Here is a 23150-nt window from a genome sequence, read left to right as displayed (position 1 = left end):
GGACAATACAGCATTGACCGCTCTTATGCGGATTTCTTCCTGGGCTTGAGGGCAAAGTTTGCGAAAATCTTGTGTCTTCATGTCATTATAAACAGCAAAAATCATGACAACTTATTTTATTCAACTATATAGTGGCCGGAGCATTAACTATACCCCAAAGGTAATTGCCGATAGTTTTGCTCAGATTCTTCATAGGCTCCAAGCGGCTCCGTCGCATCCAGCTAATCAACCGCTTCCAAGCATTCATTGCATGTCCTCGTGTACTGTAATCCCACAGCTGCGCAGCTGTTTCTTTTATGGCCCACGCACGAGCGGTCTTCAGGTTCTTGCGTGTTATCTTAAGAAACCATCTTCGACTGCGATTATCTGTTCTGCTGCTGTTACGAAGCCAATGATGCTTGGTATGCTTCAGAATGCTTTCGCCATCTTGTTTGATAAAATGACGATGCTCCTGTGTGCGGGTTTTGTCAAGAGCTTTGCCATAATGGGAAGAAACGTGGAAGCGATCAAAACATATCTTTTGCTCCCATGCTTCAAAGGTATTTCTCACCGCTGCAATGTATGGGTCCCACATATCCATAGCAATCGTTTTCACGGCTTTTCGCTGAGAGCGAGTAAGGGCCTCGAAGTAGCTCTGCAGCGTCTGCTGTTTGCGGTCATCGAGAACATCCATGACTGCGTGTGTCTTTTGGTCAACTATAACAGTAACATATTCATGCCGCTTCTGAAACGAGGTCTCATCAATGCCCAAAGCCTTGGGCTTACACTTTTTGCGCCTGGCCAAGCCCCGCTGCACGGCTCTTCTGCGAATGGTATCAACCTGATCCCAGCTCAGCTCCATCATGCGGCGCACAGCGGATATGCTCGCTTCAGCCAGCCACTGAATTACCAATGCCTCGAAAAGAGAGGTAAAGGAGCTGTTGCCATCAGCCCAGTCAACCCTTACTTGCCGAACACCATGGTTGGGGCAGGTTATTCGCGGAGTACGCGCCTCAATTACGGTTCGAAGATGGCAGGTGGGAAGATGGCGCCACCGCTTAACCCGATGATCGTGAATCGGCCCGGAGCTATTGCACTCAGGACAGCGAAATGTTGCGTTTTCAGCGTGCTCTACCACTACAGTGATAGAGCCCGACGACAGTTCCATGCGCACATCGGTAACGTGCCATGGGGCAGTAATGCCAAGAATTTTTTCATATAAGCTTTTATCGTTCATGTGCTATATACTACATTCAGAGAGGAAGCCACCCAAAATCCGGAAGCGCCAAGCAGTTTGCTTTTTAATGTGTACCCACCCGGTTTTTTTGATATTCGGTAAATATTACTCTTGAACCATTATTACCTGAAATGTATCATTGATTGTATAATTGTATTTGCACCAGGTTCAACGCTTTTAGACAATTTTCCTTTTGCTGTCGGGCATGGTTTATCGATGAAGAAGGAGCTTGATTCATGGCCCATACGATCGAGGAAATCGAAAAGAAACTTGAAGAAAACATACCCTCTCTCTCCCCTACTGCTTCCAAAGTAATGAAATTGGCAAATGATATCAACTGTCCCCCGAGTGAATTGACACAGGTTATTAAAATGGATCCGGTATTATCGGCCAAAGTGCTCAAATTGGTCAATTCATCATATTTTGCCCTGAGCAACAAAATTGTTTCATTGGAAAAAGCGATCATTCTTTTAGGTCTTAACACGATAAAAAACCTTGCTCTCGGCGCGGCGGCGCTTACCCAGATGGAAACTGAAGAGACCAGCCCGGCATTCGATCATAATGGTTTCTGGCAGCATTCGCTGGCAGTAGGAACCGCGTCAAAGCTTATCGCACAGAAACGGAATGTGGATAAAAAAATCATTGAAGATTATTTTATCGCCGGCCTTCTGCACGATCTTGGCCTGGCAGTGGAAAGTAAAATTTTTCATGATGAAATCGAACGGGTTATTCTCACTGCCACTGAAGTCGGTATTATCGATGCTGAAGACATAATTTTCGAGGGACTCAATCATTGCAAAATCGGCGAAATTCTTGGCAGAAAATGGAGCCTTTCAGATGACCTTTTAAGTGTGATCCTTAATCACCATTCGCCGTCGGGCAACAACCTTACAGAACTTACATGCACGGTATATGTATCAAATATAATCTGTAAAAATAATTCCCTGGGTCTGGTACTGGATAAAACGCCTATCGAGATCGATACTCAGGTACTCTCAACGCTGGGGATCGATGCCTCGATTGAGTCATCCATTCTTGAAGGCCTTGAAGGGGAAATACAGAAAGCAAAGGAGTTTTTGAAAGCATGAAGATTCGATACTGGGGCGTTCGTGGTTCGGTTCCCGTACCCGGGCCCTCAACAGTTGGGTTTGGCGGCAATACTTCTTGCGTATCTGTTGAAATCGATGATTATGTTTTAATCTTCGATTCGGGTACAGGCATCCGTGAATGCGGCAACTATCTAATGTCGCTTGGAAAAAAGATCAATGGAAAAATCTTTATCTCCCATACGCACTGGGACCATATACAGGGGTTCCCGTTCTTTATTCCCGCCTATGTACCGGGGAATAAATTTGAAATATTCGGACCGCCTTCCGATGTTCAGAATCTCAGTTTAGAGCAGATAATGGCAATGCAGACAAATTATGAATACTTTCCCATACGCATTTCCCAACTGGGGGCCGATATCCAGTATCACGATTGCCGGGAGGGAACTGTCGATGTCAATGGATTTGAAATATCGACCTGCCGGCTGAATCATCCAGTCGCCTGTCTCGCCTATCGGCTTCATTACAACAGAAAAACTTTTATCTACGGCGGCGACCACGAGCCTTACAACAACGTTTACAGAAATTCCAAAGAGGGCGAGTCGATGGATGAAGATTTTCTTAAGGAGCTTGATGAAAATGCTGAGATGCAGAACAACAAAATTATTGAATTCTGCCGCGGCGCCGATCTGGTTTCATGGGATGCCCAGTACAACAATGAAGAATACCAGTCAAAAAAGGGGTGGGGACACAGCACTTACGAATCAAACATCATAATGGCCGAAAAAGCCGGCCTGAGCCATATCATTTTTGCTCACCACGAACCCATGAATAACGACACAAAGCTTGCAGAGCGGGAAAACCTCTGCAGGGAAATGGCCGGAGATAAGGGGTTTGAGCTGGAATTTGCCCGTGAAGGAATGGAAATCGAGCTCTGATTTCTTTTCAATTAGCGATGCATACCTAATGCCCCGAATCATGTTCGGGGCTTTTTTTATTCGTATTCTTTATTCTTTTCCTGAACGACCAGGTCAACTCGTCGATTCTTCTGACGGCCTTCCGGCGTGTCGTTCGAAGCTATGGGACGATGAAATGCATACCCGATTGCGGTAAGCCGATGAGGCTGAACCCCCTGTTCAATGAGAAAATTCATCACATTTTCGGCCCGGTCTTCCGAAAGACGCTGATTATATTCTTCCGAACCCTGATTATCAGTATGTCCCTCGACAATTATCTTCGAATTTTTAAAAACCGTCAGGATACCGGCAATCTTTGCAAGATTTGTTTTCAAATCGGGTGTCAGATCCGCTTTGCCGATTTTAAAAAGAATATCGGACATGGAAATAATTGTACCCCGGGCGTCTTTTGATACCTGAATAAGGGCACTTTGAAGCTCGGAAAATTTCTTTTCAGCTTCTTCCCGAAGTTTACGGGCCTTTTCCCGTTCGGCATCGAGGTCTGATTTGAGTTTCGATGCCTGGTCGCCCTGGATATCATTTATCTGCTGATGAACCTCACTCAATGCCGAAAGGGTCTGGATTGTTTGTGCCCGCAATGATTCAGCTTTTGATTTTTGAAGAGCCAGCCGAATTTGGGCTACGGCAGCTTCAACAGAAGTTGAACAAGTGAGAAATCCTCTTCTCCCCTTTTCACTGTCGGGTTTCTTTTTCACTTGGGGACCGAGAATATCGAGCGTTGTAAGTGCATCACGATACAGATCGAGACTGACTACCGGAACCTCAACCGACGCAGCCTTGTACGCCTTTCTCAGTTTGGCTTCAAGGTCATCAATCGTTTTCATCGGCGCAGACATCGTTGTTCCGGATTCCGCCCCCGGATCCCAGGGAGAAACGTTGTTCTGTGCAAAAAGCTGTGTTCCGAGGGCAAGAATTGTCCCAAAAGCTATCGACAGGTAATACTTACTCATGGTCGCTCCATTGTTTCAAGTTCGCTGAGAACCTTTTTATACATTCCAAGCTTGTCTTCCGCATCGGTAAGGGATTCTTTCAGCCGATCAATTTCGTTGTTTACATCCTCCAGTTCATCTTTTGATAACGCCAGACGATAATACATTGCGGCAGATTCGAGGACAGGATAGGCATCCTTGTTCTTCCCCTTTTGATACAGGGTCAAACCGGTTGTATAAAGAGAATCGGCGGTAGTTGCCTCCGCTGATTTGATTTTTTTCTGACTGCATATCTCATGGAGTTCCTTACATTGAACTGAAATATCCTGTGCAAGCATGGGATACTGGGAACCACAGGAGACAAGAAATAAAAAGAGGCCAAGGAGAAGAAAGGAGTACTTTTTCATTTTTGTTTCCCTTGCAGTGTAATGTGTATATTCAGGAACAGGACATCTGTCCTCATACGTAAGAATATATCAAATACTATTGAAGAAAAGCAAGAATAATGAGCCCTAAAAACGGTAACTCAAATCAGACGGTTGACGCCACCTCGATTCGCTCCAGACAGGATTCTGTAATGGTGCGGAGGTGCGGAAAGTCGGTGTCCGCCGAAAGTACATGATAAAGCCGTTTGAGTGCAATGGGCATAAAGTGCCGATAGCGGGGCTTTTTCTTGTGAATAGATAAGTTGGCATAGGCACCCAGCGCCTGCATGAGCCGCTGAACAGCACAGATGCGAAAGGATGACGGGTCTATTTTGCCCCTGCCATAGGAACGATAATACGAAAGCATTTCATCGGCAAACCATCCATTACCAGGAAATTCAACATAGGGATCATACACTAGTGATGCCAGATCGTAGGCCGCAGGTCCCATCCGGGCTCCCTGGAAATCGACAAAGCAGATCCTGTTGTGGTACAGTAGAATGTTTTCCGATTGAAAATCTCTGTGGATACACACACGGGGAAAACTCGACGCCAGCCAGGCGCATTCCCGGCGCTCCTTTTCCCACCTGTCATCTAAAAGGTCATCGCAGCCAGCGAATTCAGTCACACAATGGGTACCGAAATAATCGCTTTCCCATAAAAACATGGCCTCATCCATACTCCTGGATGCAACCGTTTTGCTCCACCCTGGACGGACACCGTGCCACTTGACAAGAGCGCCGATCACCCGTTTATATAAAGCGCTCATCTCATTTTCCGAAAGACTGGCTTGGCAGACTTTATTGAGCGTCCGATTACCAAAATCTTCTTCGAGAATTAAGCCGTGTGATGCATCGTGGTGAAGGATATGGGGAAGGCAATTGAGTCTACTTTTGAGATCCCGTTGTATTGCCACAAAACGGCCCCAATCGCGCTCGCTGCTGTCCCAGATAATAAGGATATACGATTGATCGGAATGATCTTTATGGGATACACGGACAAACCGGCGGTCGGAGCCGGCATTTGCGGCTTCGGAAATATCCCAGAGAGAAAATGAAAAACTCGGTATGTTCTTTTCTAAAAATTCTTCTTGTGCCGGTGTTAAAACAATTGTCCTGCTACTCAAGTGAAACGACCTCCCCGAAAGAAATAATTGCTTTTTCTATTGAACCGTTTTCTGTAAGATTGACTGGTTTTTGCAAAATTACCGATCTAAAAAATACAACGTCATCAGGCAAGGAAGCAGAATCGCACCATACATGCTCTTTAAGTTGCTGTGCCCGGTCACGAGCGAGGCCAGCGGGAAAGGCAACTTTTCGCTCCCTGTCAAAAACATAATCCCGGGGAATATCAAGGGGTGTTTTTCCTTCCAGAAAATCAAAATGGATCTCTGCAAATTCTCCCGGATTACCGATATCTTTCCAGTAGAGTTCATCGATAATACTTACCGTTACATGCAAGCCATTTTCCTGCGCCCGCTTCCAGATCGGCAGGATCGAGAAATCATCGGGCCGCATCAATTCCAGAAACTCTTTCCGATAAAGGGCAACACCGATAAAATCGGCGCTCCCAAGCCCCTGCTTGTTCTGAATTTCATTACGGGGGCCGACATATTCGCCCGATTCCGGCTCATAAAAGACTGTCCCGTTGCCCGGCGACGGTGCGGCAAGCAGGGTGCACACCGACGAGGAACGCCTGAATTGGCTATACTTCTCTTGTAAATCAAAGACAGTCAGAGGTTCGGCATTGCAGATACAGAATATGTCCGACTGCTGTAAAAAATCTTTAGCAAAATAGAGCGGCCCGCCGCTTCCCCTGATCGAATCGGTCTCATGAAAGAGATCAAATCCGATAGGACAGTTATTCCGAAAGGTCTCGAACTGTTCGTGGAGATAATGAGAATTTACTCCGATAGTCTCAATGCCGTTATCGGTAAGAAACTTCAACCGACGCTCCAAAAGGGGGATACCGCAGACGGGAAGGAGTGATTTGGGGATATGATTTGTCAGAGGACGGAGCCGTGTGCCGAACCCTGCCGCCAGTATGAATCCTCTCATGCCGTAAAAAGACTCTTTCTTAACTTTTGTAATACACCCGTACTTTTAAAATTATACATTAAAGAAAATCGATTTGCATACTTTTCTGCAATATCTCTCTATTGTACAATCACAGTAGTTCGGGGTAATGAGTGATATCGTTGAATAAAACAAAGAAATTTTTATACTCGTCTTTCCACTCTTCCCTGATTTTTGGTTCCATTGCTCCGACACTCAGCAGTTTTCGCAGCTTATCACCGCCGGAAAGAATATCAAAGGGCATTTTCTCGGTCTCGTATTCATAAGGTGGATCTTTGAAAGCAAATTGTTCTCCGGCCGTTTCAATAACTGAAGCGAGCAGGGTAGCAGTCAGAAAAACCGGATTGAGCTCCTTTACATTGGTCACATGCACCTGAATGCCGGGACAATAATCTCCCTTCCATTTCTGGAATGTGGGAATGAAATTATGTTCTCTGAAAACAGTACCGGGAACTTTTTTGTTGCTCAATGAAGCTAACAGGCGGTCGATTCGCAGGTATGGAGCGCCAATCAGTTCGAAGGGACGGGTTGTGCCTCTTCCTTCGGAAAGATTCGTTGCTTCGAGGAGGACCATCCCCGGATAAACTATAGCGGTATCGAGAGTCGGCATATTCGGTGAGGGAAGTACCCAGGGAAGTCCTGTTTGGAACCATAACGAGCTACGCCACCAGTTCTCCATCCACACTACATGAAGCTCGGTTGCCGGGGAGTATGTTTGCTTGAGCAGGAGTGCGATCTCTCCGATAGTCATACGATGGCACAACGGGATTTCGGCGCCTCCCACAAAGGAAAAATAGTCGGGAGATAAAAGAGGACCGTCAAAATCTAAAGCCCCAATCGGATTTGGACGGTCGAGTACCCATACCGGAATATTCCGCTCACCGCATGCCTCCAGGCAAAGCTTCACTGTCCAGATATAGGTGTAAGGACGAGCGCCGACATCCTGAAGATCGATTACCAGGGCATCGATCGAATCGAGCATCGCAGGAGTTGGTTTGCGAACAGCACCATAGAGGCTGTAGACCGGTGTTTTCAGTTGAGGATGAATATTCCCTTCCCACTCGACCATATTATCCTGGGTCTGTCCAAACAACCCATGCTGAGGACCGAATATGGCGCCAAGCGTGCATTCGGGAATCTCCTTCAGACAGGTGATTATATGACGGTAGGATGAATCGATCGATGGAGCATGGCAGAGTACTCCCAGTCGAACACCATGTAGCTCCTTTGGAAATCGATCACAAAAAATTTCCAGCCCCGACCTTGTTCGTATCATTTTCGCACCCGCTTTCCCTCAATGTCAAAAATCAGAATTTTTTCCGGCTCCACCCGAAGCGATACATGTTTTTCCGAAGGTTTAACCGGGGTCTTTACGATCAGCCGATTGGATTCGAAAAGTATGTAGCAGAGGTATTCACCGCCGATATTTTCGATCACCGAAATTTCCACATCCATAGCACCCTCCCCCGGAGTACCAAAGCGGAGATGTTCGGGACGAATGCCGATTATCGCACCCTCCCCCCTCTTTTTTATGGTTTCTTTCAGGCTCCTGGGGATAATAAATGAAAAATCACTATTTGTCAGCATATTCTTGCCGCCATCCGATTTGATTTCACCACTGATAATATTCATTGGCGGTGAACCGACAAATTTAGCGACAAAAATGGTATCCGGATTTTCATAAATATCGGCGGGTGTACCGATCTGGGATATTTTACCTTTGTTGAGCACAGCGATTCTGTCTCCGAGGGTCATTGCCTCGATCTGATCGTGGGTGACATAAATCATTGTTATCCCGAGTTTTTGCTGCAGGGCTTTGAGTTGTGCACGCATTTCCATTCTCAACTGGGCATCGAGATTGGACAAAGGCTCATCCATGAGAAAAACTTTGGGCTCCCGAACGATTGCCCGCCCGATCGCTACACGCTGACGCTGTCCACCGGACAGTTCTCTTGGTTTCCGTGAATGCAGCTCTTCAATTTTCAAAAGCCCGGCGCTTTTTCGAACGGCTGCGGCGATTTCTTCTTTAGTAAGCTTCTTTTTCAGATTGGTGAGAGGAAAAGCGATATTCTGCTCCACTGTCATGTGCGGATAGAGCGCATAACTCTGGAACACCATAGCAACATCGCGCTCAAAGGGCTCACAATAAATTTTGGCCGTGGCGTCGGCAACATTTTTATCGCCGATAGTAATCGAACCACCGGTAGGTCTCTCCAGCCCCGCGATCAAATTCAGCAGTGTACTTTTGCCACACCCGCTCGGGCCAAGAAGAACAAACAGCTCTCCAGCATTAATGGAAAGATTAATACCCTTCAGAACAACAGTCGTTCCCCGGAATGTAAAAAATGATTTCGATAAATTATGGAGTTTTACGGGTAACGAATCCATATAATTAACTCTTTCAGCCTTTCACGGCTCCGCCGATTAATCCCTGAACGATGTATTTTTGAAAAATAATTGTCACCACAACCAGCGGTACCGCAGTCAGGGCCGATGCAGCCATGAGATTTCCCCAGGGAATCTCTCCGTGGAGTCCCTGGAACAATGCAATCCCCACCGGCAGTGTTTGCGCCCGATAATCTATTGTCAACATGAGCGCTAAAAGGAATTCGTTAAAACAGGCAATGAAGACCAGTAAAAAGGAGGAGAAAATCCCCGGGAGTGCCAAGGGAAGAACAATTTTAGTGAGTGTTCCGATCCTGCCTGCACCATCAATAAGCGCCGCCTTATCCAGCTCCCGAGGGATCTGACTGAAATAGCTCATATTGATCCAGAGTGCCAGGGGCACTGTCAGTGCAGTGTAGGGCAGAATCAATGCTATATGGGTATTTAAAAGCCCCGTATCCGAAAAAAAACGATACAAATACCCGACAATACTGATCGGCGGAAACATGGACAGAGCAAGAATAGCCACGGGAACGACGATTCTTCCGGGAAACTGGAGCCGCGAAACGGCATAGCCGGCCAGAGATGCAATAATCGTAACGAAAATTGAGGTAATTAAAGAAACAATAAGGCTGTTGAAAAAATAATTGCCAAAATGGAGTGATGTATTTGTCAGGATATTGCGATAATTCTGGAGTGTATATTCAACCTCACCGGTGATCAGGAAATCGGCACGGGAAGTGAGTGAAATGATAAGCATCCATACAAATGGAGTCAGCGCAAAAAACACCAGAAAGGTGTTGCCGATAATGAGGATTATTTTTTTTAATGCGTTCTCTTTCATTATTATGATAATCCCATTTACTTTTGACGGATACTTTGAGAAAACTTTCCGGCCCGTATATAAAAAAGGGTGATACCGAAAACAACCAAAAAAGTGGCGATCGATATCGCCGATCCTCTTCCGAAAGAGTCGGCCAGGTAATTTTCAAACCCGAGCATGGAGAGCGTCCGCGTACTTCCACCAGGCCCTCCTCCGGTGAGAACATAGACCAGATCGAAGATTCGCAGGGAGTCGATGGTTCTGAAAATCAGGGCGATAACAAGCACCGGGCGGATCATGATCAGGGTGATAGCAAAGAATCGTTTAAAAACCCCGGCGCCGTCAATGCGGGCCTGATAATAGAGCTCCTGGGGGATCGCCTGCAACCCGGCAAGAATGATTAATACCATAAAAGGAGTGGTTTTCCATACCTCGGCGATCACCAGAGCGGCAAAAGCCGCACTCGAGGTTCCAAGCCAGTTAATTCTCTCGGGAACAAGTCCGGTGGAAATCACTATATAATTCAACACCCCATATGAATAGTTAAAAATAATATTCCAAATTTTTGCCGACACTATTGTCGGAATTGCCCAGGGCACCAGAATAATAGTCCGCAAATATCCCCGCCCCTTGAACGACTCATTGAGCATGAGCGCAAAGAGAAGCCCGAGCAATGTTTCCAATACCACTGCTGCACAGGTAAAGAGAAGGGTAAAGAGAAGGGCCCGATGAAAATCGGGATTTGAAAGGAGCCATATAAAATTCTCGATCCCGATGAATTTCTTTGGTAAATAGGTTACATCACGAAAAAAACTATTATACAATGCCCCAATAACCGGCAGCAGAATAAACAGCGCTACGATACAGATAACGGGAAGAAGTAATATATAGGCGGTTTGTATTTCTTTTCGATGATAGTTCATTAATCGGTCTTATAGCTCTCATGAATACGTTGAATATCTTCCTGTGCTTCAGCAAGGGCATCCGATGGCGCCAGGGGGCCGGCAAGTGCAGCGTTGAGATACTTCTGAAGCACCTGTGAGACCTGCGAATAGTACGGAACAGTGGGCCGTGGAATCGCCGAATAGAATATGTCCTTGAGTTCTGCCAGACGGTCGCGTTGGATTTTTACATCGTCATAGATATCGACTCGTCCGGGATTATGGCCCAGTTCGGTGAGAAGCCCGGCCTGAACCTCAAAGGAGGTTATGTATTCTAAAAATTGGGCAGCCTCGGATTTAGCATCGGAGTAACGCGAGATTCCAACATGCCACCCTCCCAGCGTGGATGCACTCTTATGGCCTTTAAAATGAGGAAGTACATCGATTGAAAACTTTCCCAATACCTGGGAATCCTCATTATCGTGAAGTTTGGCAGCATAGGGCCAGTTTCGCTCAAACAGTGCATTGCCGTTCTGAAAGAGAAGACGGACTTCTTCTTCTTTCATATCGGTATAGGTGTTTGGCGGAGAAATTGCATGGCTATGAATACACTCTTTCATAAAGGTCAACCCCTGAAGATTGCCGGCACTCCGAATCACAGGATTTCCTTCACCATTGAAAAAGCTTCCACCGGCAGAGGCAAAAAATTCGAGGGCATTGCACACAAGGCCTTCGTACTGTGCCCCCTGCCATACAAATCCCCAGAAATCAGGGTTCGTTTTCCGCTCTCCTGCCTGGACCTTCGTGGCCATGGATACCAGCTCATCCCAGGTAGCGGGGGGACCGGTATAGCCATATTTCTCCAGAAGATCCTTTCGGTAGTATAATACTCCGGCATCGACATACAAAGGCAGACCGATGAGCTGAGAATTGTGGATGTCGGCAAGCTCGATGATATTATTGAAAAACAACGAGGTATCGATATCATACTGACCGAGGTCTTCAAGCCAGCCCGACTGGGCCATCTGGCCGATCCAGGCGATATCCATCACGACAATATCAGGATCAGCCTGTTTGCCTCGCAGTGCTATCAATATCTGCTGTTTACGCTGCTCGGTCTGCGCTGCCGAACGAAGCAAACCTACCGAAATCCCGGTTTTTTCCTTGAAATCAGCAATGACTTCTTCCCAGTAAGTAAAATCGTTTGCGGTTCCTCCCACCATGAATGTTACTGCCCCCTTTTGACCGGAACAGCCTATCAAAGCGAAAAGTGTGAGTGTAATAAGATATTTTTTCACCTAAATCCCCTTACAATTAAAGCTGTTTAAATTTGCAGAAAATTAAATATAACACTTGGCACACATCTCAATTATTCTCAGCCTGTTACAGAGGCACAATCTGTACGGAACGGGGAAGATACCGGAATGTTGTTGCCTCAGGGAAAGACATGTAGTATTTTACTGAAATTGTTTATTAATCAATTTATCCAAGCAAGGGAAGGTTGACTACTGCATGAACGGTATTCATATCCGAGACAACGAGGCTATCGAAAAGGCCCTTCGACGGTTTACTAAAACCTGTGAGCGTGCGGGTATCCTCTCTGATGTTAAAAAATATCGCCATTACGAAAAACCGAGTGAAGAGAAAAAACGGAAGCTCAATGCTGCCAAGCGGAAACGCATTCGTGACGAAAAAAGAACGAGTTACCGCTAACCGACAGCCCGCCTTATAATCTAAAAAAGCTACTCCCCCTCCGGAGAAGCTTTTTTATTTACATGTCTTTTCAACAAACTTGAATCCTATCACCGCACACGCTGCGGCGACATTCAGAGAATTTTTAAATCCGTATGTGGGGATTTCAATTGCCTGGTCGCAGGCATCGATAACGTCCCGTTGTATCCCCAACGCTTCATTACCGAAAACAATTCCCAGTTCGGAAGGATACTCGAGGGCGGTATATTTCTTTGAGATAGATGTTGTCTCCGCGGCCCAGACAGGAATATTCTTTTTTTTGAGATAGGTAACGGCATCAAGCGTATGCTCGAATCGTTTCCAGTGTACATATTCTATCGTTCCCAGAGAGGTTTTCTCGAGTTTGATATGAGGCGGAAACGCGGTATAGCCACAGAGAAAAAGTCCTTTTACCCGCAGAATATCGGCGATCCTGAAAATCGAACCGACATTGAATGCACTTCGCAGATTGTCGACAATAATATAGAGTGGATTCTTTGGCAGACGCTTATATTCATCGAGCGATATGTTCGCATCGAAGCTGCGGATCACATAATTGGTTTCAATATCTCCACGTCGTTGCCCCATTTTTTCCTTTCCTGATTTTCAGCAGTACCTAGACTTTTTTTCTGATCGACCTGTCGGCAAAGTAAAGCATTACCCCGCCGGCCAGAAAAAGCAGTGATGTCGAACTGAAACCAAGCCGTGAAGCATACTCCGATCGGGCTCCCACCGACTGTGATATGACAACAATGACACCAATCATCAGTGGTCCGAAAAATACTGCAAACTTCCCCATGAGATTATAAAAGCCAAAATACTCGGCAGCTTTCTCTTTGGGAATAATATTGGCAAAATAGGATCTACTCAGCGCCTGAAGACATCCTTGTGGAACGGCGGAGAGCACGGCAAAGAAAGTGAACATGCCCGCCCCCCTCACAGTCATCGGAGCAACAAAGGTAATAAAAGTATAAAGTCCGATGCCGATAAGAATCGCACGGAGGGTCCCGATTTTTTTTGCAATGACCCCGAAAAGAATTGCTGCAGGAAATGCAGCAAGCTGTACCAGTAACAGAGCCCGCATTAGCACGGCATTTTCAAGGCCGATCGATTTTCCAAGATCGGCAGCCATGCGGATAAACGTATGAACGCCATCGATATAAAGCCAGTAAGAAAACAGAAACAGCAGCATCCCTTTTTCTTTTTTCAGGGATCGAAATGTATGCGCCAGCTCGATGAACGCCCGTCTGTAAACTTCACTTGTACCGATAGTCCTTTCGGCGCGGGGTTCTTTGACAAAGAGTAGAATCGGGATCGAAAAAATCAGCCACCAGATCGACACGGTAAGGAAGGAGGTCCGGACCGCAACAGCATCATTGGCCAGCCCGAAAAACTGAGGTTTGAGAACCATCGCTATATTGATCGCAAAGAGAATGCCGCATCCCAGATAGCCGAAACCGAATCCCATTGATGATACCAGATCCATTTTCCCGGGAGGTGAAACCATGGGGAGCATGGAATCATAAAAAAGATTAGCACAGGAAAAACCGATCGTGGCCGGAATAAAAACAAACAGAGCCGTAAGCCACGCCCCCGGGGCGACAAAATAGAGTGCTCCGCTCATAATAACGCCCAGAAGCATCGCATAGGCTAAAAAACGTTTCCTGTTATGCCCGGTATCGGCAAGGGCACCAAGAAAGGGCGAAACCAGAGCAATGAGAAGCCCTGCAACAGCATTGCCGAATCCCAAACGAGCGGTCGAATTGGCTCCTTCACACCAGTATTCATTGAAAAATATCGGAAAAAACGCAGCCAACACGGTCATGGCATACGCAGAATTTGCCCAGTCATACATAATCCATGACCAGACAGCCCGCCTCCCCTGGGGCGTAGCGGAAAAGAATCCGTCGTCCTGTCCGGACTCCAAATCAGTATTCACGTCTTCTTTTCCTTCTTTTCCGCAGCAGGAAAGAGTACATTGTTGAGAATCAGACGGTATCCCGGAGAATTTTTGTGAAACTGGAGGTCTGTTGGTTTGTCACCAACCGCATGAGTATAATCTTCGGGGTCATGGCCGCCGTAATAGGCAAACATTCCTTTTCCGTATACACCGTGGAGATATTTGACCCGCTTAGTACCCGGCACATAGCCAAGAACAACGGAGCTTTCTTTCATAACCTCTTTGTTGTAGGATGTTGCCAGACCGAAAAAACCTCGAACAGTCTTTTGATGACACTGAATTAACATTGTCGGGACGGGATCGAGTTTGGCACTGAAATCAAACAGCTCAAAATCGGCAGCCGGTATCCGAAGTGGCGTATTGACTTTATTGACATCGATATTGCCGAAATAGGTAGCCATGGGATCGGTCTGGATAGTAAAATTCTCAAAGCCCATGCAGTTATCGAAATTGAGTTTGTTTTTATAGTTCGGATCGATACCATCGCCATCATACTGCGCAGCAACAATATCGGCACCCAGGGCCGACAGGGCTATTTCGAATGTATTGGGTGCACAGCACATGGCAAAGACAAATCCGCCTTTATCGACATAATTGCGAATGGCAAGGGCAACCGCCTTCTTACAGTCGGAGACCTTGTTGAATCCCAGCTTTTTGGCTCGTTTTTCGAGTTCCATTTTCTGGCGTTGGTACCAGGGAGTATGGTTAAAGGAGCGATAAAATTTGCTGTATTGACCGGTAAAATCCTCGTGATGGAGGTGAAGCCAGTCGTATTCCGATAACTTTCCACCAAGAACTTCTTCATCGTACACTTTATTGTATGGAATGTCGGCATAGGTCAGGGCAAGCGTGACGGCATCATCCCAGGGAAGCTTATTGGGTGGGGTATAAACCGCGATTTTCGGAGATTTTTCGAGAGTGACCTTTTCCATATTGTTGTTATCGATCGTCTCGAGAATCCGGGCCCAGTCGGCCGGGGAAATTGTCTTGATTTCAATGCCGTCAACCCGCGCTTTCAGTTCGAACTTTCTCGAATCCTCGGCCACAAAAGAGCCGCCCCGGTAGTTCAGACACCAGTAGACCTTGTTGCCGTCTTCGAGCATTTTATAGACAAGGCCATAGCTTTTCAAATGATCGGTCTGGGTATCATCCATGGGAATGAATATCATGGATCCTGCAATGCGGGGTAATGCAAGAATTGCACTGAGGGCAATGCACCACAAAAAAGATGTAAGAAAATGGCAGGGTGATCCGGATCGTGATGAATAAGTGCTCATTCACCTAAAATAAATAAGTTACGTGAAGTCCTCCAATTATCACTTCGTAGTTCTCGGTGGAGCCCTCTACTTCATCCGAGCTCTTTTCATACCTGCCCATCAATGTGAGTGAGAGCATTGAAGATAGGGAATATTTTGCGGCAGTTTCGATACCGTAGGATTTCGTAACAGTATTCGTTCTCAAAATATCGTAAGCATCGTCACCCAGTTCGGTATATTCATCTTCATCATCGGTACGGTTATAATAATCGCCTTTGAGCTCAAAGCTCAATTTACGCGGAATTGCCGTTACTTTCAGCTTATTGCCGATCTTATAGGACAATCCTTCGAAAGTGTACTGATTTTCTGATTTAGTGGTGATCTTGAAGGTGGTAGTATTCCGTATCAGCCGCTTAATTTTAAAACCGAACCGTGTGTTTATCTGATGCTGCCATCCGTCATCCTCAACAGCCAGTTCCGGATTTGGATAGTCGGTCATGTCGTTATCCCACATAGTGCGGTACCGGAGACTGTAACTAATCCCGTTGTCGAACCGTTGTTTTAATTGAATTCCCCACAAATTTTTCATATCGAGTTCTCGATATTTTTGCTCGAGTGTATCAAGTGCATAGTCATACGTTTTGGACAGGCCGTCATCACTGATCGTTGAATCCAGGATTGTAGAATAATCAACGATATACTTTTCTCCCGGTTCATCCGTATTTTCGATCATGAGTTGGTATTCTATTCCCACCGAGGGCCACTTCGGGCTGAAAGTGTATTCACCATCAAGATCGATGGTATTGACATGAGTGGGCCCGGACTCTTCTGCAGCAAGATTGAATTTGTTTGTGGCATATCGCATTTCGTATTCATATCCGGCGGCGGCGGTAAGGTTTTCGATAATAGTCTTCTCCCCTTTCAGCTCTCCGATATACCGGTCGGCTTCAAGATAGGGATTTCCGGCCGAAAAATATTCCGGCCCGATACGGGTAAAGCTTCCCGCGAGGTCAAAACCATTGACCAGTCCGGCGGCGCCGAGCGACATAGCCCAGTGTTCCAGGTGACGGTCGAGTATTTCTTTGAATACGGTTGATACCGCCTCACCGATCTGGGGCTTATACCAGGCGATTTCCTGGATCTCCTCCGATTGTGAAGGTGTCAGCGTATCGTGGACGCCAACATCGAGTTCGGCGGTAAGGGTAAGTTTATCATCAAATAAAAGAACACTACCGTCGATAGCCCCAGTCTGGGCTTCAATAGGATCGGGCACTTCAGGATCGGAAATGACCCGTCTGAACAGTGGTTCGTACCCCTGATCCCTCGAGATAATGCTATTCACGTTGATCTTTGAATTCAGAGTAGGCTTGACTGTAAATCCGGCAAGATAGGTCATTTGCTGACGGATCGACATCCCTGTATCCACAGTATCATTGTAAAGGGTGATATCATTATCACCTACATCTTTGGGAAATTCGGTTTCTCCGCCGGCAAACCTGAAATTGATTCGATTGGCGCCTTTCCCCATGGGCAATAAGTCGGCGGAATACCGGATGCCGGTGAACTTTCTGCTCTCCAGAGATGTTTTTGAGTTGCTTTCAAAAAAATCACCCATCACCAGATGTTGGTTGTAATAGTTGATATTTAAATTAAAAGTATTTTTTTTCATATGTAATGGAAGGTCGATCCACTGGTTGCCGTAGACATCCATGAGCAGGTTGAGATCCGCGCCTTTACGCCGGCCGCTGGCAAAAATCTGCATCTCCGGCTGGAACCCGGCATAAAATTCGTCGTTCTGTTCTCCCGGGTAGCGGCTTTGCATGACCAACGTGTCTTTGGAGGAGTATCGCACACTTACCTTCTGTGAATCGGTTCCCGCATAGGTCGTGTCATATTCTTTCTGCAAAATGGAATGGGACTTTGATTCGGGACTGTAATACTTGAAACCCGCAGTGACATTTCCCATAAAGCTGACAGTCTGCTGCCGTGGAGCATGGGTAGCGGAAAAACCCGATTTAAAACCCTCTCCCACATCGACTTTTTCAGTGGTTTTGGGTAAAACTATCGATTCAACTTCCTCCGGCGGTTTAAGCATCCTGGCCATTTCATCTTTCGAAACGACCTCGAAATTTATCACGTTTGCAAAAACCATTTCTCTCACCTTTTTAGGAATTTCGACCAGGGAGACGAGTCCTTTGCGGTTGCGGGTTATTTCGGCACCTATGATCGTTACCGAGGCATCCTCCTTTACCGCCACACCATTTGTATTATTAGTAATCTCGCCGCCGATCAGATTGAGTGATGATTTCTTTCCACAAGCTATACCGGTGATATTATTGACCACATGAAGGCTTTCGGCTCTGACCCGTGCTCCTTCCTGAAAAAAAAGTGCCAGGACATGGCCATTGTGGAAGCGGGAATCCAGCAACGAAACATCCGAATTTTTAACCACCATCCCATGGAGCGAATTCTGCTCGAATAAACAGTGGTCAACCGTGGCCGAACCGTTTTCAACAAAGAGACCATAATTACAGTGCTGGATAATGCAATGCTCAAAAACCGAACGGTTACGACTTCTGCAATAAATCCTATCCCAGTCCCAGGGTTTGGGATTCCGGTTGGCCGACCTGAAAAGAACAGGTTTTTCAGAGGTCCCCCGGGCTATGAGTTGACCGAAGACAGTAACGGTTGGATATTCACCGCCCAGATAAACCCGGCATCCGGGACCGAATTCCAGTTTTTGTCCTGAAGGAACAATTATGCTTCCGGTAATAAGAAAGGGGCTGCTGGAACTGTCGAACTTGCCGAAAAGAATACCGCCCGGCAGCTCGGTTTCAAACGTGCCGGGGACCGAGGTATATCCGGACTTTTCATTTTCAACCGATGGGCTGGCCTTTTCTTTCTTTTCAAGAGCAGGCTTTTCACTCTCCGGTTCCTTTTCTTTCTTCGTACTATCGGTGGTATCGGAAGAATCGGTTTCCTCGGGCTTTGGCGCCGCCTTCTTCTCTTCGGCGGCGATTTCCGAAGAACTCTTCTCCTGTTTGCTGTTTTGCCCCTTTTTTTCCTGCCCATTGGCAGAAATATATATCAGAAGAATGAAGATACCTGCTGACAATCTTCCCATTAGAATACTCCTTTAATTCACTCCAGTTCTCACTGAACATGAATGGTAGCGGTGCGGGTAAACACTCGGTCTTTTATGTCGACCACCTTGACTTCTATGTTGTTTACGGCATTTCGTCGCAATTCGATATCGATTTCGATATCAGTATCTGTCGGGTTATTCATGGTCTCGGTTCGTCCACTGGTTAAATTAGTCACCCTGATTTCTTTAATCAGACGTGACAATGTTTCGGGATCTTCATCGGGAAGGTTTTCGAGACGGAATCTGACAGTATATTCCGGATCGAAATCGCTTCCAGGAGCACCGGGAGGAAGTCTGAAAAATTTATTACCCATGGGATCAATCATTTTGATAGTGATGAGATTTCCCATGTAGGCGACGTTTCCTGCAAGCCGCGCTGAAGAATTCTTTGCCTTGTCTTCGGCCCATACCGCATAATCGTGGACACCCTCCTCGAGTTCGAGGTAAAAACGGCCGCCGGGTTCACCATTTTCCGAATCACGAGAGCCGTCAATCTCTTTATAAAAGATGATTTCATCATCGGGCGTCCTGTCAATTACCGCAAAGGGAAGCATCCGTTCCTGTGACATAGCCGGCAGTTGCCCCTGTATTTGGGGACGATCTCTGTCGGGAGGCGGAACATATTCCACCCGACGTGCAACCGTTACAGTTTTGTCATCAGTAGAAGCTTCAAATTCAATTTCATGCTCACCCGGCTCTTTGGGGATCATAACAAGACCGGTAAAACTCCCCTTTGCACCCACCGACATTTTTCTTCCTGCAGCATACACTTCGGCATCAAATGGAGTGACCTGCCCTGATGCCTGAAGCTGTACTTCCGAGACTTTTTGTCCTCCATAAGGAGAACTCACATTGAGATTAAGCGCCATAACATCGCGCTTGTACACGATGGAACGCGTGACCGTCTTGCTTTCGCCTCCCATCATAGCGTCGAATTCGAGTTCCAGCTCTCCCTCTTCATCGGGAATCGGCACCTGCCCTGAAAATGCGCCATTGGACCCAACCTGGAATTTCATCCCCGAACAGGTTATTTCAGCTCCAGGTGTCGAAAGGCCGTGTATGGTGATAACCGGCTTTGAAAATTCCTGTCGGTCGGTTGGTGAATTGATAACCAATTGTAATTCTTTTGTAAGAAGCTCTACCCTATACCGAACCATAGCCGACTTTGACTCTCCTTCCAGGGAAGCTTCTACAGTAATGTCATAATCACCGGCTTCGGCAGGTGAATTGAGCGTCAACCTGAAATCGCCTCCCGGCGTTACCGTTGCCGGCTTTCCTTCTACGACAACCTTCGCCTTTGGAGAAGAGATTTTTCCAGCTACCGCTATCTGACTGTTAGGGCGAAAAACCGCGCCTTCTTTCGGCGTGATGAGATTGAGTCGCAGATCTATCCGGGCTGTTGTATCTTTATCCTCCACCGTTGCGGTATCCGACTGATCAACCGCATCATCTTCGGCCTCAGAGGTATCTTCGATCATTGCAGAATCCTTCACCGCAGCAGCGGTATCTTCCTCTGCGCCCTCTGCGGTTATGCTGTCTTCAGCAGTTGTGCTGTCGCTCCGGGTTGTATCTGCCGCTGCGCTGTCGACCTGGCCGACGGATTCTGCAGGTTCAGGTTCTTCAAGCTTGACAATCTTCACGGTCTTCTGCCCTGCTTTTACAGCGGTCATCTGATTAGCGCCGACTTCAGCACCGGATTTGGACCCCTTGGGCACAACAAATACTTTACCCTCATACACCCGCACATCTGTTTGCTGACCACTGACTTCGAAGCCGACCCTTGTGCCTCTGATTGATGCTGTCGCCGTAGGAGTTTCGAATTCGAATTTGGATTTTGCATTCGTTAATTTCTGAATGTTTGACATGACCTTGCCGGTCATGATTTTAATTTTTGTCGATTTGCCGCCGGATTTTTTCTGTGTCAAATCGGTAAGCTCAACGGTGGAATTTTCGTTGAGCGTAAGCTCGGAACCATCGGCCATCTCAATTTCAACCATCGATTCAACAAATGTCCGAACCGCATCGCTCTTTTTCAATGTCATGCTCGGACGAGCCGGAATCCACCGGGGACCGGCACCTTTTCGTATTTTTACTGTTCCAACAAGATTTTTAATTTTGCAGCGGGGAGAAGGGGTCTGGGCATGAATACAAACAAAGAACACCATGCACAATAAAAAGCATGACTTTAAATACATTTTCGGCTGCATTGCCCTTCCTCCTTTTGCACCATTTGGCGAATTTATAAAAATTATCACTCTTTTTTGTTATAATTTTGTATTATATTTCTCAATTCTACCACAAAAAGTAATACAGGTCAATCCTTTTATATGAGGTAATTATGAAAAAGAACGGAAGGCTTCCAATCGAATTTATCCATGATTACAAGAGACTCGATTATCCGGATAAAAAACTGAAAGCGATTGGTGAAAAAATTTTTGATGCCGAAAAAATCTTCCCCCAAAAGATGGTTACCGTTGTGCTCTGCTCAAATTACAAGATCAAAAAACTCAATGCCGATTACCGGAACATAAACAAGCCTACCGATGTACTCGCCTTTCCTTTTAACGACAGTGATTTTTTAGGAGAGATATACATCTCATTGCAGCGATGCAAATCACAGGCTCCCCGATACGGAAACGCATACGAGGATGAAGTTGCGCGCGTTTTTATTCATGGAATGTTTCATTTACTGGGGTTTACCCATGATACAGAAAAAGAGCGCATCGAAATGGAAAAGCGGGAAAACAAATATTTTTGCCTTTGACACATGATCTGATGTATAATTTTAGTGAAAGAGGAGATGCTGCAAAAAAGTAAAAAATGCAAAATCCAGGCACCACTAATTCCCGTCTGATGTTTATATTTAAAGGGCAACCCCGTTTTAGAACATTAAAGCTGCCGTTCCCATATTAGTGCAATATTAATAAGTTATTCGAGTAATAGTATAGATTTAAATCAGATGATATAATATTATTTTTGAAAGGAGAATTTGTTGGAAGTTCCTCTGCCGTATTGTATAATCGGTGTATTGTTTTGTTTTGCTGCCTCTACGCTATTTTCTGTCGTAAAAATCATATTTTCAGCTACCGATAAACAGGCCATTGACGCCGAGAATGAGCGTCTCCGCTTATATGCCTCCAAAATTGAAGCTATCAAAGAAAACAGAGACATCATGGTCACGACTGTTTCGACCGGAAAAACCATGGCGAATACCGGTTTTATACTCTGTTTGCTTTGTTTGCTCAGAGAAACACTTCCCGGTGTTACTGAAATCAAGCTTTTACTGACGGGGTTTATCTTTGCGGTTATAATTCTGACAGTATTTGCATACGTTATTCCCAGGGCAATTGCCCTTTGCTATTATTCATCCTTTGCGATAATTACCTATCGTCTCTATTCGATATTCAGCTGGGTTCTGCTTCCCCTGAGTTCCATTGTCCTTGGCTTCTCTAGGCTCCTGCTAAGGATGTTTCGCTATGATGAGCGTTTTGCTTTTCTCACGCAGGAAGAAAAATCACGGATGGAAGGTACTGATGCTGATGAAGAGGCACTCGATGAAGAAGAGAAGGAGATGATTCACAGCATTTTTGAATTCGGTGAGACCAGTGTTCGCGAAATCATGGTACCACGGATCGACATTGAAGGTCTCGATATCAAATCTGATTACAAAACAACGCTTGCAACAATCAGGGAATGCGGCCATTCGCGTATTCCGGTGTATAACGAAAACATCGATACGGTCCTGGGGATTCTTTTTGCTAAGGATATTATCGGATGGGCTTCAGAGAACAGCCCCGAATCCTGGAACCTTTCGACATTGATAAAACCGGCCCTCTTTGTACCTTTAAGCAAGAAAATCGACGATCTTATGCGGGAATTGAAACGAAAACATGTTCATATGGCCATTGTAGTCGATGAATATGGCGGCACTGCCGGAATCGTTACCCTGGAAGATATTTTAGAGGAAATCGTTGGAGAAATTCAGGATGAATACGATGAAGATGAGACGCCGATAGTAGAGATTTCAAAAAATATCTTCCATGTCGACCCTCACATAGATCTTCATGATCTTCAGGAGGAAATCGATTATCATTTTGATCTCGAGGATACCGATTACAATACGCTGGGCGGACTGATTTACCATGAGCACGGCGATGTCCCTGAAGAAAATACCACAATCGAATTTCACGGCCTCCGCATTCAGGTCTTGAAAATGGATAAACAGAAAATCCTTAAAGTTGAAGTTGAAAAGCCACCGAGTAAAAACGGAAAGTCCGGCAACGGGTCGGGAGATTGAGGTT

At 46.0% G+C, this 23150-nt stretch carries 19 protein-coding genes and 1 pseudogene; 5 read left to right on the top strand and 15 right to left on the bottom strand.

Translation table 11 applies throughout. From position 1 onward, the window contains the following. Positions 1 to 124: 124 nt before the first annotated feature. The gene (locus GF401_13735; protein ID MBD3346113.1) at positions 125 to 1216 is read right to left on the bottom strand and encodes an ISL3 family transposase; all 1092 of its coding nucleotides are present in this window, start codon (positions 1214 to 1216) and stop codon (positions 125 to 127) included. A 236-nt stretch (positions 1217 to 1452) separates the two neighbouring features. Between GF401_13735 and GF401_13730 the strand changes: the two genes are divergently transcribed. Together GF401_13730 and GF401_13725 are read left to right on the top strand one after the other, a co-directional pair. Beyond that, positions 1453 to 2304 (top strand): HDOD domain-containing protein, encoded by an 852-nt coding sequence (locus GF401_13730; protein MBD3346112.1) that lies wholly within the window; start codon positions 1453 to 1455, stop codon positions 2302 to 2304. Further along, positions 2301 to 3200, top strand: coding sequence for an MBL fold metallo-hydrolase (locus GF401_13725; protein ID MBD3346111.1), 900 nt, complete (start codon positions 2301 to 2303; stop codon positions 3198 to 3200). Before GF401_13730 ends, GF401_13725 begins: the two co-directional genes overlap by 4 nt. A gap of 56 nt (positions 3201 to 3256) precedes the next feature. Here the strand turns inward: GF401_13725 and GF401_13720 are convergent, their stop codons facing one another. From GF401_13720 to GF401_13680, 9 genes and pseudogenes are all read right to left on the bottom strand, one after another. After that, positions 3257 to 4063 carry an OmpA family protein gene (locus tag GF401_13720; GenBank protein MBD3346110.1) on the bottom strand — a complete coding sequence of 269 codons (807 nt, stop codon included), beginning with the start codon at positions 4061 to 4063 and terminating at the stop codon, positions 3257 to 3259. A 122-nt stretch (positions 4064 to 4185) separates the two neighbouring features. Then, on the bottom strand, positions 4186 to 4575 hold the full coding sequence (locus tag GF401_13715) for a hypothetical protein (GenBank protein ID MBD3346109.1): 390 nt from the start codon (positions 4573 to 4575) through the stop codon (positions 4186 to 4188). A 124-nt stretch (positions 4576 to 4699) separates the two neighbouring features. Beyond that, positions 4700 to 5719, bottom strand: coding sequence for a phosphotransferase (locus tag GF401_13710; GenBank protein MBD3346108.1), 1020 nt, complete (start codon positions 5717 to 5719; stop codon positions 4700 to 4702). After that, complete coding sequence (locus tag GF401_13705) at positions 5712 to 6650, bottom strand: NTP transferase domain-containing protein (GenBank protein MBD3346107.1); 939 nt, start codon at positions 6648 to 6650, stop codon at positions 5712 to 5714. The genes GF401_13710 and GF401_13705 overlap by 8 nt, the downstream gene beginning before the upstream one ends. 109 nt (positions 6651 to 6759) lie before the next feature. Further along, a complete protein-coding gene (locus GF401_13700; GenBank protein MBD3346106.1) occupies positions 6760 to 7944 on the bottom strand; it encodes a DUF1343 domain-containing protein in 1185 nt (394 codons plus the stop codon). Further along, positions 7941 to 9056 (bottom strand): ATP-binding cassette domain-containing protein, encoded by a 1116-nt coding sequence (locus tag GF401_13695; protein ID MBD3346105.1) that lies wholly within the window; start codon positions 9054 to 9056, stop codon positions 7941 to 7943. The genes GF401_13700 and GF401_13695 overlap by 4 nt, the downstream gene beginning before the upstream one ends. Before the next feature lie 13 nt (positions 9057 to 9069). Further along, on the bottom strand, positions 9070 to 9897 hold the full coding sequence (locus GF401_13690; protein MBD3346104.1) for an ABC transporter permease subunit: 828 nt from the start codon (positions 9895 to 9897) through the stop codon (positions 9070 to 9072). 17 nt (positions 9898 to 9914) lie between these two features. Continuing rightward, on the bottom strand, positions 9915 to 10799 hold the full coding sequence (locus GF401_13685; GenBank protein ID MBD3346103.1) for an ABC transporter permease subunit: 885 nt from the start codon (positions 10797 to 10799) through the stop codon (positions 9915 to 9917). Beyond that, positions 10799 to 12061: pseudogene (locus GF401_13680) on the bottom strand (extracellular solute-binding protein). The gene GF401_13685 and the pseudogene GF401_13680 overlap by 1 nt, the downstream one beginning before the upstream one ends. Before the next feature lie 208 nt (positions 12062 to 12269). Here GF401_13680 and GF401_13675 point away from each other — a divergent pair. Beyond that, on the top strand, positions 12270 to 12470 hold the full coding sequence (locus GF401_13675; protein ID MBD3346102.1) for a 30S ribosomal protein S21: 201 nt from the start codon (positions 12270 to 12272) through the stop codon (positions 12468 to 12470). Between the two features lie 54 nt (positions 12471 to 12524). On the opposite strand, the gene GF401_13670 is transcribed toward GF401_13675, so the two are convergent. The 5 genes from GF401_13670 to GF401_13650 all read right to left on the bottom strand — a co-directional run bounded on the left by GF401_13670 (position 12525) and on the right by GF401_13650 (position 21056). Continuing rightward, entirely contained in the window at positions 12525 to 13076 is a 552-nt protein-coding gene (locus tag GF401_13670) for a TrmH family RNA methyltransferase (GenBank protein ID MBD3346101.1), read from the bottom strand. Positions 13077 to 13104: 28 nt separating this feature from the next. Beyond that, complete coding sequence (locus tag GF401_13665) at positions 13105 to 14427, bottom strand: MFS transporter (protein ID MBD3346100.1); 1323 nt, start codon at positions 14425 to 14427, stop codon at positions 13105 to 13107. Further along, the gene (locus tag GF401_13660) at positions 14424 to 15617 is read right to left on the bottom strand and encodes an asparagine synthetase B (protein ID MBD3346099.1); all 1194 of its coding nucleotides are present in this window, start codon (positions 15615 to 15617) and stop codon (positions 14424 to 14426) included. The genes GF401_13665 and GF401_13660 overlap by 4 nt, the downstream gene beginning before the upstream one ends. Positions 15618 to 15729: 112 nt before the next feature. Beyond that, positions 15730 to 18828, bottom strand: a complete 3099-nt coding sequence (locus GF401_13655) for a hypothetical protein (protein MBD3346098.1) — start codon at positions 18826 to 18828, stop codon at positions 15730 to 15732. A 29-nt stretch (positions 18829 to 18857) separates the two neighbouring features. Further along, positions 18858 to 21056, bottom strand: a complete 2199-nt coding sequence (locus tag GF401_13650) for a hypothetical protein (GenBank protein ID MBD3346097.1) — start codon at positions 21054 to 21056, stop codon at positions 18858 to 18860. 131 nt (positions 21057 to 21187) lie between these two features. Here GF401_13650 and ybeY point away from each other — a divergent pair, with 131 nt between their 5' ends. Then, complete coding sequence (ybeY, locus tag GF401_13645) at positions 21188 to 21613, top strand: rRNA maturation RNase YbeY (GenBank protein ID MBD3346096.1); 426 nt, start codon at positions 21188 to 21190, stop codon at positions 21611 to 21613. 225 nt (positions 21614 to 21838) lie between these two features. Then, a complete protein-coding gene (locus tag GF401_13640; GenBank protein MBD3346095.1) occupies positions 21839 to 23146 on the top strand; it encodes a DUF21 domain-containing protein in 1308 nt (435 codons plus the stop codon). Positions 23147 to 23150 lie beyond the last annotated feature (4 nt).

Source organism: Chitinivibrionales bacterium, assembly GCA_014728215.1.
Taxonomy (GTDB): domain Bacteria; phylum Fibrobacterota; class Chitinivibrionia; order Chitinivibrionales; family WJKA01; genus WJKA01.
The sequence above is the reverse complement of the archived record's forward strand: the minus strand, read 5'-3'. Positions and strand labels throughout refer to the sequence as shown.